At 65.8% G+C, this 14,259-nt stretch carries 13 protein-coding genes, 1 tRNA gene and 1 pseudogene; 10 read left to right on the top strand and 5 right to left on the bottom strand.

Going from position 1 to position 14,259, the window contains the following annotated elements:
- Window positions 1-40: 40 nt before the first annotated feature.
- From glpD to NP4_RS36315, 3 genes are all read right to left on the bottom strand, one after another.
- On the bottom strand, window positions 41-1,723 hold the full coding sequence (gene glpD / locus NP4_RS36325) for a glycerol-3-phosphate dehydrogenase (protein ID WP_068007954.1): 1,683 nt from the start codon (window positions 1,721-1,723) through the stop codon (window positions 41-43).
- Between the two features lie 93 nt (window positions 1,724-1,816).
- Entirely contained in the window at window positions 1,817-3,361 is a 1,545-nt protein-coding gene (gene glpK, locus NP4_RS36320; RefSeq protein WP_255285627.1) for a glycerol kinase GlpK, read from the bottom strand.
- Window positions 3,362-3,401: 40 nt separating this feature from the next.
- Window positions 3,402-4,235, bottom strand: coding sequence for an MIP/aquaporin family protein (locus NP4_RS36315; protein WP_068007951.1), 834 nt, complete (start codon window positions 4,233-4,235; stop codon window positions 3,402-3,404).
- 252 nt (window positions 4,236-4,487) lie between these two features.
- On the opposite strand from NP4_RS36315, the gene NP4_RS36310 reads away from it, so the two are divergent.
- The 8 genes from NP4_RS36310 (at window position 4,488) to NP4_RS36275 (ending at window position 11,018) form a co-directional block, all read left to right on the top strand.
- Window positions 4,488-5,282 (top strand): IclR family transcriptional regulator, encoded by a 795-nt coding sequence (locus NP4_RS36310; protein WP_068007947.1) that lies wholly within the window; start codon window positions 4,488-4,490, stop codon window positions 5,280-5,282.
- A complete protein-coding gene (gene glpK / locus NP4_RS36305) occupies window positions 5,279-6,805 on the top strand; it encodes a glycerol kinase GlpK (RefSeq protein ID WP_068007943.1) in 1,527 nt (508 codons plus the stop codon). Before NP4_RS36310 ends, glpK (NP4_RS36305) begins: the two co-directional genes overlap by 4 nt.
- 118 nt (window positions 6,806-6,923) lie before the next feature.
- Window positions 6,924-7,418, top strand: coding sequence for a L,D-transpeptidase (locus NP4_RS36300; RefSeq protein WP_062511518.1), 495 nt, complete (start codon window positions 6,924-6,926; stop codon window positions 7,416-7,418).
- Window positions 7,419-7,665: 247 nt separating this feature from the next.
- Window positions 7,666-8,409, top strand: coding sequence for an acyl-[acyl-carrier-protein] thioesterase (locus tag NP4_RS36295; protein WP_068008085.1), 744 nt, complete (start codon window positions 7,666-7,668; stop codon window positions 8,407-8,409).
- Window positions 8,410-8,499: 90 nt separating this feature from the next.
- Window positions 8,500-8,576 (top strand) — tRNA-Pro (locus NP4_RS36290).
- Between the two features lie 450 nt (window positions 8,577-9,026).
- Complete coding sequence (locus NP4_RS36285) at window positions 9,027-9,209, top strand: helix-turn-helix domain-containing protein (RefSeq protein WP_068007939.1); 183 nt, start codon at window positions 9,027-9,029, stop codon at window positions 9,207-9,209.
- Window positions 9,210-9,252: 43 nt separating this feature from the next.
- A complete protein-coding gene (locus NP4_RS36280) occupies window positions 9,253-10,569 on the top strand; it encodes a tyrosine-type recombinase/integrase (RefSeq protein ID WP_068007936.1) in 1,317 nt (438 codons plus the stop codon).
- A gap of 113 nt (window positions 10,570-10,682) precedes the next feature.
- Window positions 10,683-11,018, top strand: a complete 336-nt coding sequence (locus NP4_RS36275) for a histone-like nucleoid-structuring protein Lsr2 (RefSeq protein ID WP_068007933.1) — start codon at window positions 10,683-10,685, stop codon at window positions 11,016-11,018.
- Window position 11,019: 1 nt separating this feature from the next.
- Here NP4_RS36275 and NP4_RS36270 read toward each other — a convergent pair whose 3' ends face one another.
- Together NP4_RS36270 and NP4_RS36265 are read right to left on the bottom strand one after the other, a co-directional pair.
- Window positions 11,020-12,096 carry a GAF domain-containing protein gene (locus tag NP4_RS36270; RefSeq protein WP_147288126.1) on the bottom strand — a complete coding sequence of 359 codons (1,077 nt, stop codon included), beginning with the start codon at window positions 12,094-12,096 and terminating at the stop codon, window positions 11,020-11,022.
- A 228-nt stretch (window positions 12,097-12,324) separates the two neighbouring features.
- Window positions 12,325-13,041 carry a hypothetical protein gene (locus NP4_RS36265; RefSeq protein ID WP_068007923.1) on the bottom strand — a complete coding sequence of 239 codons (717 nt, stop codon included), beginning with the start codon at window positions 13,039-13,041 and terminating at the stop codon, window positions 12,325-12,327.
- A 742-nt stretch (window positions 13,042-13,783) separates the two neighbouring features.
- Here NP4_RS36265 and NP4_RS43490 point away from each other — a divergent pair.
- Window positions 13,784-13,960: pseudogene (locus NP4_RS43490) on the top strand (helix-turn-helix domain-containing protein); the annotation flags it as partial.
- A gap of 81 nt (window positions 13,961-14,041) precedes the next feature.
- On the top strand, window positions 14,042-14,259 hold a 218-nt coding region (locus NP4_RS42985), incomplete at its 3' end, for a hypothetical protein (protein WP_255285626.1).

Here is a 14,259-nt window from a genome sequence, read left to right as displayed (position 1 = left end):
GGGAGGCGGATGCGGGTGGCGCTGGGTGTCGAGCGTCGGGTCAGGCGACCGCGACCAGGCGCGCGGCGTTGGCGGCCTCGTCGGTGACCGCCTTGTTGGCGGCCAGCTCGGCCCGCACCCGCTCGCGGTAGCGGGTGATCTCGCGTTCGGTGGTCTGCTCGTCCCAGCCCAGCGGGCCCGCGATCAGTTTCGCGATATGCGCCGCGGCCTCGAGGCCGCGATCGCGGAACTCGATGGAGATGCGGGTGCGACGGGTCAGCACATCGTCCAGATGCAGCGCGCCCTCGTGGGTGGCCGCGTAGACGGCCTCGGCTGCGATGTACACATCCGCGCCCGGAATCGGCTGGGCCAGTTCCGGATCCGCCTCGATCAGGGTGAGTATGTCCTCGATGCCCGAACCGTAGCGGCCGAGCAGATGCTCCACCGTCGCCGTGGGCAGACCCGTGCGCCGGGCCAGACCGGGCGCGCTGGCGGCCAGCTCGCGGTAACCGACCGCGCCGACGAGCGGCAGATGTTCGGTCACCGAAGGCGCTACCGCCGTACCGAATTCGCGCACCGCGGCATCGACCACATCCGCGGCCATCACGCGGTAGGTGGTGTATTTGCCGCCAGCGATCACGAACAGACCCGGCACCGGTTCGGCCACCGCGTGCTCACGCGAGAGCTTGGTGGTGTCGCTGTCCTTCGCGCCTGCCAGCAGTGGGCGCAGACCCGCGTAGGTGCCGACGATATCGTCCTCGGTGAGTGGTTCGCGCAGAATCGAATTCACGTGATCGAGGATGTAACGGATATCGGTGTGGCTGGCCGAGGGATGGTCCTTGTCCAGCTCCCAGTCGGTGTCGGTGGTGCCGATGATCCAGTGCTGATGCCACGGAATGACGAACAGGATGCTCTTTTCCGTGCGCATGGCCAGACCGGTGTCCAGATCCAGGCGCTCGCGCGGGACCATGATGTGCACGCCCTTGGACATGCGCACGTGGAACGGGAAGTCCACGCCGGTCATGCGATTCATCTCATCGGTCCACACGCCGGTCGCGCTGATCACGCTGCGGGCGCGCACGGCATATTCGCGGCCGGTCTCGAGATCGGTGACCTGTGCGCCGATCACACGCTCACCGTCGCGCAGCAGACCGGTCACCTTGGTGCGGGTCAGCACCGTGGCGCCGTGGCGGGCGGCGGTGCGGGCGATGGTCATGGTGTGGCGCGCGTCGTCGACCTGGGCGTCGAAGTAGCGAATCGCGCCGATCATCGCGTCTTCCCGCAGCGCCGGACCCAATTCCAATGCGCCCGTACGCGTTACGTGCCGATGCATGGGCAGCGCGCGGGCCCCGCCCATGGTGTCGTACAGCGCCACGCCCGCGCCGATGTAGGCACGTTCCCACACCCTGTGCTGCAACGGCAGCAGGAACGACACCGGGCGCACCAGATGCGGGGCCAGCTTGTGCAGCAACAGCTTGCGCTCCTTGAGCGCCTCGCGCACCAGCCAGAAGTCCAGCTGCTCGAGGTAGCGCAGGCCGCCGTGGATGAGCTTGCTGGACCGGCTCGAGGTGCCCGCCGCGAAATCGCGGGCCTCCACCAGGGTGACCGACAGCCCGCGCGCCGCCGCGTCGAGCGCCGCACCCGCGCCCACCACGCCGCCGCCGATGACCAGGACGTCGATCTCGTTCTCGCCCAGCGATTCCAGGGCTTGGGCCCGATAAGCCGAATCCAAACGTGCGTTCACCGCAATACTCCTAACCAGTACAGGTCCCGGCCGCCGAGCCCTTGTGAGCCCGGCCACCGAGTCCATTTGTTCCCGGCATGGTTTTCGCCGGGGCTATTCGTCTTCGTCATCGATCCAGTCGAGGGTGCGCGCGACAGCCTTCTTCCAGCGGCGGTAGCCGCGTTCGCGCTGTTCCTCGGCCAGGGTCGGATGCCAGCGCTTGTCCTCGCGCCAGTTCTCTTCCAGCTCATCGGTATTCGCCCAGAATCCGACGGCAAGGCCCGCGGCGTAGGCGGCGCCGAGGGCGGTGGTTTCGGCGACCACCGGGCGCGAGACCGGCACGCCCAGGAAGTCCGCCTGCAACTGCATGCACAGCTCGTTGGCGGTCACACCGCCGTCGACGCGCAGCACATCCAGCGTCACACCGGAATCGGCCTGCATCGCCTCCACGACATCGCGGGTTTGATAGCAGATCGACTCGAGGGTCGCGCGCGCCAGATGGGCGTTGGTACTGTAGCGCGACAGGCCCACGATGACCCCGCGCGCGTCCGAGCGCCAATACGGTGCGAACAGGCCGGAGAAGGCGGGCACGAAGTACACCCCGCCGCTGTTGTCGACCTGGCGCGCCAGCGATTCGCTCTGCGACGCACCGGAAATGATGCCCAGCTGATCGCGCAGCCACTGCACCGCCGACCCGGTCACCGCGATCGAACCCTCGAGCGCGTACACCGGCTTGTCCTCACCGAACTGGTAGGCGACAGTGGTCAGCAGGCCGTGCTGCGAGCGTACGATCTCCTCACCGGTGTTGAGCAGCAGGAAGTTTCCGGTGCCGTAGGTGTTCTTGGCCTCGCCGGGGCGGAAGCACACCTGGCCGACGGTGGCGGCCTGCTGATCGCCGAGCACACCGGCCAGCGCCACCTCGCCGCCGAACGGGCCGTCGGCGCGGGTCTTACCGAACAGCTCCGGATTCGACGAGGGCGCGATGCGCGGCAGCATGGCGCGCGGAATTCCGAACAGGCCCAACAGCTCGTCGTCCCAATCGCAGGTCTCGAGATCCATGAGCATGGTGCGGCTGGCGTTGGTGGGGTCGGTGACGTGCACGCCGCCGTTGGTCCCGCCGGTGAGATTCCACAGCAGCCAGCTGTCGGTGGTGCCGAAGATCGCGTCGCCGCGCTCGGCGTCGGCGGCCACCCCGGGCACATTGTCGAGGATCCAGCGCAGTTTGCCGCCGGAGAAGTAGGTCGCGGGCGGCAAACCGGCCTTGCGGCGGATGGTTTCGCCGTGACCGGCGCGTTCGAGCTCGGCGGCGATGCGGTCGGTGCGGGTGTCCTGCCAGACGATCGCGTTGCAGTAGGGCCGCCCGGTGCGGCGGTTCCACACCACGGTGGTCTCGCGCTGGTTGGTGACACCGACCGCGGCCAGGTCCTCGGCGCTCAGATTCGCGTTCGTGAGGGTGGTCTGGATGACCGCGCGGGTGCGCTCCCAGATCTCGGTGGGATTGTGCTCGACCCAGCCCGCGCGCGGCAGGATCTGTTCGTGTTCGAGCTGGTGCCGGGCGATTTCGTTACCGCCGTGGTCGAACACCATGAAGCGGGTGGAGGTGGTGCCCTGGTCGATCGCTCCGACGTAGCGCGGACCGGTGGTGCTTCGGTCGCTCACCTGCGTTCCTTTCGGTAAAACATTTGGCAGAAAAGAGATTTCAGAACAGGATCTGGGCGACCAGACCGGCCAGCAGACCGCCGACGAGGGGGCCGACAACCGGCACCCAGGCGTAGGACCAGTCGGAATTCTTGTGCGCCGGGTAATCCGCGCGCGGTGCGCCGGGACCGGTTGCGGTATCGGGTAATTCGGAGTTCGTGCCCGCGCTCACCTTGACCCGCTCGGCGGGTGTGGGAACCTTGCTGCCCATCGGCAACACCGCGTGCGCGATGCGCGGGGCCAGGTCGCGGGCGGGGTTGATGGCGTAGCCGGTCGGTCCGCCCAGCGAGGCGCCGATGCCGACGACCAGCAGGCCCGCGGCGAGCGGTCCCAGGCCCGTGGGGGTGTGGCCGAAGCCGAGGATCACCAGCACCAGGGCAAAGGTCGCGATCACTTCGGTGACGAAATTCCATCCGTAGGAACGGATCTCGGGGCCGGTGGAGAAGACGGCCAGCTTCTTGGCCGGATCCGGTTCGGCCTCGAAGTGCCGCCGGTAGGCGAGATAGGCGACCGTCGCGCCGAGGAATCCGCCGACCATCTGGCCCGCGACATAGGCGACGGCGTTGGTGAGGGTGATATCGATGCCGGGGGCGAATTCGTGGGCCCCGCTGGCCCAGATGCCGAGGGTGACCGCGGGGTTGAGATGGCCGCCGGTCTTGTAGGCGACGTAGACGCCCGCCATGACGCCCAGACCCCAACCCATATTGATGAGCAGCCAGCCGCCATCGAAGCCCTTGGACTTCGCCAGCAACACATTCGCGACCACGCCGACACCGAGTAGCACCAGCATTCCCGTACCGAAGGCCTCGCTCACGAAGATCGAGCCGAAGTTCACCGTTGAACCTCCATTTACCGTGCCGGCCGCCGGTGCGGCCGCATCTACCGTGACGTTACGAGCCGGGGACCAAACCGGACACAGGACGCGTTCGACATTGTCGAACACGGGACATGGCCCGGTCGGGCGCGGTGCCAGTACTGTCGTCGGATGAATTATGGAGTGATGTAGGTCACAATGCCACGCGGGAAATGTTGCCAGGTGATGACTGGCTGTTCGACATTGTCGAATCGGCGAAGGTAGGTTGCTCGCATGCCCGGCCCGATCCAATCCATCGAACGCGCGGCGGCCGTGCTGCGGCTGCTGGCGCGAGGCTCCGGCCCGCTGGGCGTCGGTGATATTGCCGCCGCCCTCGGGCTGGCCAAGCCCACCGCCCACGGCATTCTGCGCACCCTGACCGGGGTCGGCTTCGTCGAACAGGATCCCTCCTCGGGTAGGTACCGCCTCGGCGCGGCGGTGCTGCACCTGGGTTCGGGTCATCTGGATGCCAACGAATTGCGCTCGCGCGCGATCAACTGGGCCGACGCCCTGGCCGCGCGGACGGGGGAGGCGGTGCGCATCGCCGCTCGGGTCGAGGATCGAATCGTGGTGATACATCACGTATTTCGCCCCGACAACAGTCTGCAGGCCCTCGAGCTGGGGGAGCTGCTGCCTCCGCACGCCACCGCGCTGGGCAAGGTGCTGCTGGCCTTCGACGCCGATCTGGCGACCGTGGTGCGCACCCGGGAGCTGCCCGCGCTGACCCGGCGCACGATCGTCGACCGCATCGCGCTGGGCCGCGAACTCGCCGGCGTGCGTAGCGCCGGATTCGCCAGGGACGCGGGCGAATTCAAACCGAACGCGGCGGGCATCGCCGCGCCCATCCGCTCGCGCGGCGGACTGGTCGTCGGCGCCATCGGCATCACCGGGGCGCTCGACGCGCTCTGCGACACCCAGCTGCGCCCCCGGCCTACCCTGGTCGAACACGTCCGCGACGCGGCGGCGGCCGTGTCCCGCGATCTGGGTGCCGCGCAACGCCTTTCATTCACAGAAAGCGACCAGGAATGACGCAACGCTACGTGCTGGCCATCGATCAGGGCACCACCTCCACTCGGTGCATCCTGTTCGATCAGCGCGCCCGGCTGGTCGGGGTCACCCAGCGCGAGCACCATCAGCACTATCCGCGCCCGGGCTGGGTCGAACAGGACGCCGCCGAGATCTGGCGCAACCTCGAACGCATTCTGCCGCGCGTGCTGCGCGAGGCCGGGGTGAGCGCGGAACAGATTGCGGCCGTGGGCATCGCGAATCAGCGCGAGACCACCGTGGTGTGGGACCGCCACACCGGCGTGCCGATCCGCCGGGCGGTGGTGTGGCAGGATGTGCGCACCGAGGAGCTGGTGCGTGACCTCGAACGCCGCCCCGGCGCCGAGCGCATCCGCCAGCTGTGCGGGTTGCCGCTGGCCACCTATTTCGCCGCGCCGCGGCTGCGCTGGCTGCTGGACACCACCCCCGGCCTGCGCGAGCGCGCCGAACGCGGGGACGTGCTGTTCGGCACCATGGAGACCTGGCTGATCTGGAATCTCACCGGCGGCGTCGACGGCGGCCTGCACGTCACCGACGTCACCAATGCCAGCCGCACCCTGCTGATGAATCTGTCCACCCTGTCCTGGGACGCCGAACTGCTAGAATTCTTCGGCATTCCCGCGGCGGTGCTGCCGCGCATCCAGCCCTCCACCGCCTCCTACGGCACCACCCGCCGCGTCGTACCGGGCCTGCGCATCGCGGCCGCGCTCGGCGATCAGCACGCGGCGCTGTTCGGCCAAACCTGTTTCGCCCGTGGGGAAACCAAATGCACCTACGGCACCGGCGGATTCCTGATGATGAACACCGGACGCGAACTGGTGCAGTCCGAGCGCGGGCTGCTGACCACCATCGGATATCAGATCGATCGCGATCCGGTGTACGCGCTCGAAGGCCCGATCGCGGTGACCGGCTCACTGGTGCAATGGATTCGCGACAACATCGGTCTGGTGGCCAGCGCGCCGGAGATCGAAACCCTCGCGCGCACAGTCGAAGACAATGGCGGCTGCTATATCGTCCCGGCGTTCTCGGGGCTGTACGCCCCGCACTGGCGCGGTGACGCGCGCGGACTGATCATCGGGCTCACCTCCTACATCACCCGCGGGCATCTGGCGCGGGCGGTCCTCGAGGCCACGGCCTGGCAGACCCGCGAGGTGGTCGACGCGATGAACGCCGATTCCGGGCTGCAGGCGCGTTCGCTGCGCGTGGACGGCGGGATGACCTCGAACAATCTGCTGATGCAGATCGTCTCCGATGTGCTCGACGTGCCCGTGGTGCGCCCCTTCGTGGCCGAAACGGTGTCGCTGGGCGCGGCCTATGCCGCGGGCCTGTCGGTCGGGTACTGGCCCGATCTCGAGGGGCTGCGGCGCAATTGGCGCGTCGCCGCGCAGTGGACCCCGCGCATGGACGCCGACCTGCGCGAGGACGAGTACGACAACTGGAAACGCGCGGTCGAGCTGACTTTCGGGTGGTTGCGCGCGGACCGCAAGCGCCGCGCCGCCGCCCGCTGAACAGCGGACGAAAGCGAAATCCCGGTGGCGGGGGCGATCTCGGGCCACAATGATCACGATTCACCTCCAGCTTGTTTTCGAGCTCGTGCCGAAGAAGACGGGATAGAGAGGTTCTCCCATGAGCAAGATGCGTTTCCTCGGGCACGCGGTGCTCGGCGGTGTCGCCGCGGTGGCGGTGGCCGCGCCCGCGCAGGCCGAACCACTGTGGCCCGGCGGCCCCGATCTCCCCGGCGTTGCGTCGCTGGTCGAACCCGCCCCCATCAAAGCGCCCTGTAACTCCGCCGAGACGCGCGCCTGCCTACAGCTGTCCACCAATGAGGGCTGGCTGATGGACCACGGCCGCGTTGTCTACGGCCCCACGCCGATCTCCCACGGCCGCCCCGGGTACGAGACGCCGCCGGGGGTGTTCCGCGCGGCGTTCAAGAAGGAGTACCACTGGAGCACTATGCACAATGCCGAGATGCGGTGGGCGATCTTCTTCAACGGCGATATCGCCACCCATATCGGACCGGTCGACGAGCAGTCCCACGGCTGCATCCGGATGGTCCCCGAGGGCGCCAAGGCGTTCTACGACTACATCAATCCGGGTGATCAGTTCGAGGTCGTGCGCTGACACCGTAAGACATCCGGTTCCGGGCGCCCGTGGTGCGAATGCGCACCACGGGCGCCGTCATATGTAGGTCCGCCTTCACACCGGCCCGGGCTCGCACTGAAAACGATGGCAAACTGCACTAGTCTCGGCTTCGATCACGCTTCTGTTCGACGCACCGCCGCTCGATGCAGGTTCCCCGGATTCCATATCTCTGGAGGTCGTGCCGATGTCGCAGCTCGTGAGCCCCCCGCGCCCCGTTCTGAACCCGATGACCGAGCCCCTGGCGCCGGTGCCCGAATCCGGGCACATCTTCGATATCCAGCGCCGGTTGGGCACCGCGGACATGGATGAACACCAGTACCTGCGCATCGACGGCATCGCCCGCCACCTGCAGGAGGCCGGGGTCGACCATCTCGTGCACACCGACGCCATGGACACCCACCCGCACTGGATCGTGCGCCGCACGGTGATCGATGTGATTCGGCCCGTGGAATGGCCCGCCCAACTGCGGGTGCGCCGCTGGTGCTCGGGCCTGTCCTCGCGCTGGGTCGCCATGCGGGTGCGCATCGACTCCTCCAGCGGCGGCCTGATCGAAACCGAGGGCTTCTGGATCCACATGAACAAGGAGGCGATGAGCCCCTCGCGCATGTCCGACTCCTTCTTCGACCTCATGGCCACCACCGCCCTGGACCAGCGCCTGCGCTGGAAACAATGGCTCACCACCCCCCTCCCGCCGGTCCCCGGCATCCCATTCCCGTTGCGCCGCACCGACATCGACCACTTCGAACACGTCACCAACACCGCCTACTGGCACGCGGTCCACGAATACGCTTCCCCCACAACCCACCTCACCCAATCCCCCCACCGCTACATCCTGGAATACAACAAACCCATCCACTTCGGCGACCGAGTCCACCTCCACCCCGTCCACGCCCCCGACTCCCTGACCCTCTACTTCACGGTAGAAAACGACATCCGAGCCGTAGCCCACCTGACCCCCCTCCCCGCCTGACCCAACACAAAACCCCGTTTCTCCTGCCGATTTGGTCGTGACCGGGGTGCGTGGGGTAATCTCTTCGAGCACCCGCGAGAGCGGATGCGGCGGGCTGTGGCGCAGCTTGGTAGCGCACTTGACTGGGGGTCAAGGGGTCGCAGGTTCGAATCCTGTCAGCCCGACCAGGTCAGAGGGGGTTTCACCCCCTTCCTGGTCCCGTTCTGTGGACCAAATGTGGACCACGGGCGAAAGCCCGGGCGTGTCGGGTCCTACGAGTGTTGTGGAGCACGCCGGGCATCGCGTTCTTTCTCCTCATCGCGTATCGCGCGTACTGATGCCCGCACGGGGACCTCGTCGAGGCCAGGGGGACGTGCCGGGCGGTTGCGGGCACGCCGGGAGCGCGGTTACGGTGGGGGAGCGCCCGGTCTGTCGGGCATTCCCGGTAACCGCGACGGCGGAGCCGGACGACGCCGCAGTCGGCGAACACCAACCAAGTTCAGCCGCAGCGGATTCCGCACACACCCACTTCTACTCACGGGCTGGATCATCTCGGTTGCGTCGGTGCGGTGGGTGCTCGGGACCGGAGATCCGTCGTGTCACAACCCCAAAGCAGTTCCCAATTACTCGATCAACGCATGTACACCACCGGCGAGGTCGCGAAAATCCTCGGCGTCAACCCCTCGACGCTGCGCCGATGGCGGCGAGCCGACCCGGTCCAAGGGCCGGGCTTCATTCGCCTGTCCGACCGTGTCGCGCTGTATCCGCACAGCGACCTCGAAGCGTTCCTGCACACGCGCCATGTCGTCCCCGAGCCCTGAACGTCATCCCGATGCCGATGCTCCCGATGGTCCGGGAGGCACGATGACCACGGCACTCGATATCCCGGTCGGACTGAAGGTGACCTTCGACATCGAGGAACTCCCGCGAGGCCGATCCGGCAACCCCTTTCGGGCACGCGCCCGCTGGACCCACCCGCAGACCAAGAAGCGGGATTCAAAATCGGTCACCTTCGAGTCCCGCCCCCTGGCCGAGGACTGGATCGAGCGGATGAGCCGGTTGGCCGGTCGTGGCATTGATCCGCTGCGCGGCAATTTCACGCTCCTCGGCTATGCGGAATCCACTGCGCTGGATACGGAGAAGTCCACGCTCGAGCTCGCCCTGCGCGGGCTCGACGCGAAGACCCTGGATCCTTATCTGTCTGGTTGGCGCCGCCGGGTCGTGCCCACGTTGGGGCATCTGCCACTGGTGTCGATCACTTACGGGATGGTCGATCGGGCGATCGTGAAGTGGATCGAGGAGCAGGCCTGCAGCAAGTCGACGATCAAAAACACGATCGCCGTACTGGTCCGGGTCATGGAGCAGGCCAAACGCGACGGGTATCGGGACGACAATCCCGCGCGGGTGCGTGGCTGGCAGGAGCTCTACAAGCAGATCGAGGACGAGCTGAAAGACCCGCGAGCGCTGGCGATCCCGAACTGGGATGCTCTGGTGGAGTTGTGTGATGCGCTGGTGGAGGCATCGTTCGACCACTATCGGGTCTGGGGTGATGTGGTGATGTTCGCGGCCTGCACCGCGGCACGGATCGGGGAGGTATCGGGCTGCCGGCTCCGCGATATCGACACCGAGTCCTGGGTGTGGACGATCCGACGTCAGACCACGATGACCCGCGGTGGGCTCATCGACAAGGGAACCAAGGGAAACCGGGCTCGCAAGGTTCCGATCATCGAGGAGATCCGCCCGATGATCCTGGCCCGAATCGCGGCATGCCGCGGCAATCCCGATGCCCGCCTGTTCCTCGGCCGACGTGGCGGATGCATCGCGACCGCGAGCCTGCGCCGAGCAACCAACTGGGACAAGGTCGTCCACAACCTGGGCTACGACCACCTGGTACGGCACACGTTGCGCCACACCGGTTTGACCTGGTTCGCCGACGCCGGTGTACCGCTACACCGGCTGCAGAAGATCGCCGGGCACTCCGACCCGCGAGTGACCGAGTTGTATCTACGCGTAGATACGACCCAGCTCGAGAAGGACGCACAGCGAATCTCGAAGTACCTCAAGAAGTCCGCACCCCAGGACACGACCACAAGTGAAGACAAGTCGACCGGCGAGAACCAACTGTCCAAACCGATGTCGTCGCGTGTGCTGCTGACCTCGGCCGACGGATTGGGGTTCTGAGCGGCGGTGGTGTGTCGACGTTTCGGCGCCGACACACCACCACACATAGAGGTTGGGGGCGGGTTGCTGGTTATATTCATATCCTGTCTGTTGATCGATCAAGGGGAATTTCCATGGCACGCAAGGTTGTTGTCGAGCTCGTCGACGATTTCGATGGGACATCGACGGCAGTGGAGACGGTGTTGTTCGCGCTCGACGGCGTCGAATACGAGATCGACCTATCCACGCTGAATTCGGGCAAACTCCGCGAAACCCTCGAACAGTGGACCACCCACGCTCGGAAGGTCGGCCGCAATGCCCGGGCTACCAAGGCTCCGGCCCGGCCGACCACCAAATCCGAGAAGACCGCAGAAATCCGGGCCTGGGCTCGCAAGAACGGATTCACGGTCTCCACGCGTGGACGCATTCAAGCCGACGTGGTCGCGGCGTATGAGAAGGCCGTCGCCTAACTCATCGGATGCCGCGAGGCCGAGGCGCGAGATCGATCAGGGCTTGCGGTCGCTCGCCCCGGCAGATCAGCATCCACTGCGCGCGGACAGTAAGCCACGGTTCATCGTCCGACGCAGTCCGGAATAGATTGGTGATCCTCGAGGTTCCGGCCAGCAGGTGACGGCGAACCATAGCGATGTCCGCCTGGTCGTCTGGATGTATCCGGGGTGGTCTGTGCCGCTTCGCGGCGAGACGATATCTGGGGTCGACCCATTCGTGAATGAGTGAAGATTTCAGATCCATGATCCCGATCGCGTGCTCGGGTGCGAGGGGCAGTTGCCGAATCGCTGCGGATCTGAAATCGGGTGCAGCGGAAGAATCGTCGTCGCGCAGATCTGCGAGGAGGGCTCGCACCGTCGATCGGTCCGACGTGACCTTGGCGGCGATCTGCACACGCCAGCGGTCACCGTAGCGGGGTTGCGTTGTGGCCGTGCCGGTCCACCGATCGGCAGGGCTGTCGGGATCGAACAACGAGAGAAAGCCTTCCCGATCGCTCCAATGATCGAAACATGACATAAGCCTGGAAAGTGGTACAGGGCAGGAATTGTCGGCCGGTGAGAGTTCGAGCCGCCGGTTGAGCTCCGGAGTCAGGGTCGCGGTGCCAGCTCGACGGTCCCACTCGACAGCCGCGACCAGCGGTCGCTGCGGATTGTGCGTGCCTGGCGGCCCGACCCACAGGCCGACTCCGAAAACAGTGCCCGCGGGACCGAATACCGGTATCGCGCTGATCTTGAGCGTCGCTCCGGAAGGAAGTCCGACCTGTTCGGACTGTTCGCTCGCGGAAGATGCGCAGCGCTCGACGAGCGGACGAAGGCGTCGGGCGACCGCGGCGCTGGTGGCGACGGTGACACGGTTGAGGTTGGCGAAGTTGCGGCGATAGCTACCGTCGACGACCACGGCAGGATGCTCGGTGCCGCCAAGGGCCTCCACTATCACCCAGTGGTGGGATACGTGCCTGATCGGCGGCCGAGACTTGCTGCCGACGTGACGTGGCATCGAGCTCGGTGTCGGCAGCGGCGGTGTGGTCGGCACAGTCATAGCCGACCGCCTTGACATCTGGAGCCGAAGAACATTCCGAGCGTGGTGAATCGGGAGAAGACCGCGTGAGCCATCTCGCCTGGAAACGCTCGATCGAGCATTGCGGTCTGCTGTGTTGTCATGTACTCGATGTTCGTCAGCGGATGCCGCGATCTCCACCCCGGACGCTGTTGGAAAATCCGAAGGGAACAAATCCAACACCTCGACCGTGCGCCAGGGATCATCGCGCTAGCTGCGTCCTGAGGTGGCGCGGGGAGTTTCGCGCATGTGATCCCAGTTGTCGTCCGCGAAGACCTCGATGCTGAGGACGGAGTCGATGTGGATGCGGGTCATGACCGCGCCCGGGCCGCCGGACGGGCTGAGGACCTCCAGAAAGTTGTCCCGGATGTTGCATGTCATGCCGGGTCCGGCGGTGCGGATCTTGCCTCGATCGTCGCGGTACCGCACGGTGACCGCGCGCGCCGCCGTCCAGACGGCAACCAGGATCCCACGCGGAGTCTCGTGCCCATATCCGTAGTTATTGCGCCGAGCCGCGTGGAGATCGTGTCCCCCGTGGAAGCCCTTCCAGCCTCGGAGCATCTTGTGCCGGCGCGCGAACAGATCGCGGCGGATCTCCTCGGCTGTCGCCTGCTGCAGGTAATCGTCGTAGCTGAACTGGTACAAGGCTTCCGCGTGTCCAGATGCCCAGTCCTGGGCGTCGCGCTGGAGCCTGAAGTCCTGGGTGAACCGCTGTGCGTCGGTGTCGGTGTACCAGGCCCGCCAGTTGCCGCCACCGTTGTTCTTCACCTTGCGGCGGTCGTAGATTCCCCAGCTCGGTAGCAGTCGACCGAATCGGTCGTACCGGTCTTCGTCCGGGGGATAGCCGTACTTGCTCGGTATCCCATCCTCGCTGGGCGGGGCGACATCGGCTCCGGTGACCAGTGTCAGTGCGGGTCTGCTGTCCATTGGTTCGTTCATTCCGGTTCTCTCTTCGGGTTTCACGTGGCATCGCGAAGATCGGGCCGTAGGCTCGGCGGGATGTCGTGCACCGACCTCATCGGTAGGTGGACCGATCGCGGTGCGGGTCACCGTTCTTCGATAACGGGGTTGGTAGAGATCGAGGGATGGTTGCGTCCAAGGCTTGTCCGCAGTTCCGCTCTCATACGGTCAATACTCGACATCGAGGGCCACAATCTCTATCCGGATAGATGTTGGAAAGTTCGAAGGAAACAAATCCAACACCCAAACCGCCCAAATCGGGCAGGCACCCACACTGGCAGTGAGGCGGATTAGGAATCAAGTCTCTTTGGTTCCGTCGTATTCATGCAGATCAGAGCAGGTTTTTGGAGCTTGACCTGGTTCTTACTCCGGAGTCATCTTGCCAAGAACTTGCCAACGGACGGGAGAACCGCCGTTTTCGCTGTTCAGGGTAGCTTTTCGCGCCGAAAGCATCGCTGATTGGACATGTAGAACTCTGTTGCGCATCGGGCGGTTGCTCCTCGTAGCCGATCGGATTCCGTGCGGTGGCGGTCGCGTAAGCGGTGATCATCTATTCCATCGAACCTTGCGCAGTCCATGATCATTCGCGTCCGCTGCGGGGGCAGCCGGTTCGCGGCGTAGCGACGGAGAATCGCTTCTTCGGTCTTGCCGAATGGCATCCTGGCCAGTCATACTGAGGCATCAGTGATGCATCAGTAAGGAGATTGGGATGACTCCGAAGGTTGTCAGCGGCGGCCCGGAGTTCGGCAGCTCACTCCGCAGGCGGCGCGAGGCGCTGGGTTTGACCATCGAGGAAGCGGCACGAGCGGCCGGTGTCGGCAGTGAGACGTGGCGTCGTTACGAGGCGGGAAGTTCTGTGCGTCGGGACAAAGTGCGGGGAATCTGTGTGGCGTTGCGATGGGGGAGCTTGCCCGAGTCCAGTGAGTCGGCGGGTGATTCGGATGGGAGGTGGGAGGACTTCCCGAAGGTGAAGTTCGACGACTCGTATTCGGCATGGCTCGAGCGGGAGTTCGGTGAAAACTGTGCTCGTGCTTTCGCGTCGGGGTGCGATATCTTCCGGGACCAGTTGAGCGATGAGCTGTCCAGGTTGGGCAAGCAGCCTCGCGGTACACACTTGGGGGAACTCGATGTGAGCTGGCTCGAGGGATCGCTGCCTGCACAATGGCTTCCCCGTTACGACTACGA

Origin of the sequence: Nocardia pseudobrasiliensis NBRC 108224, from assembly GCF_001613105.1 — a bacterium.
In the GTDB taxonomy this organism is placed as follows: Bacteria; Actinomycetota; Actinomycetes; order Mycobacteriales; family Mycobacteriaceae; genus Nocardia; species Nocardia pseudobrasiliensis.
This window is presented reverse-complemented; position numbering and strand designations above follow the sequence as displayed.

What these genes read in the sequence shown, in the direction of transcription:
- NP4_RS36310 (WP_068007947.1), top strand. Translation starts at nt 4,488, where the DNA reads ATGCCCGGCCCGATCCAATCCATCGAACGCGCGGCGGCCGTGCTGCGG.
- glpK (WP_068007943.1), top strand. Translation starts at nt 5,279, where the DNA reads ATGACGCAACGCTACGTGCTGGCCATCGATCAGGGCACCACCTCCACT.
- NP4_RS36300 (WP_062511518.1), top strand. Translation starts at nt 6,924, where the DNA reads ATGAGCAAGATGCGTTTCCTCGGGCACGCGGTGCTCGGCGGTGTCGCC.
- NP4_RS36295 (WP_068008085.1), top strand. Translation starts at nt 7,666, where the DNA reads ATGACCGAGCCCCTGGCGCCGGTGCCCGAATCCGGGCACATCTTCGAT.
- NP4_RS36285 (WP_068007939.1), top strand. Translation starts at nt 9,027, where the DNA reads ATGTACACCACCGGCGAGGTCGCGAAAATCCTCGGCGTCAACCCCTCG.
- NP4_RS36280 (WP_068007936.1), top strand. Translation starts at nt 9,253, where the DNA reads ATGACCACGGCACTCGATATCCCGGTCGGACTGAAGGTGACCTTCGAC.
- NP4_RS36275 (WP_068007933.1), top strand. Translation starts at nt 10,683, where the DNA reads ATGGCACGCAAGGTTGTTGTCGAGCTCGTCGACGATTTCGATGGGACA.
- NP4_RS36270 (WP_147288126.1), bottom strand. Translation starts at nt 12,096, where the DNA reads ATGACTGTGCCGACCACACCGCCGCTGCCGACACCGAGCTCGATGCCA.
- NP4_RS36265 (WP_068007923.1), bottom strand. Translation starts at nt 13,041, where the DNA reads ATGGACAGCAGACCCGCACTGACACTGGTCACCGGAGCCGATGTCGCC.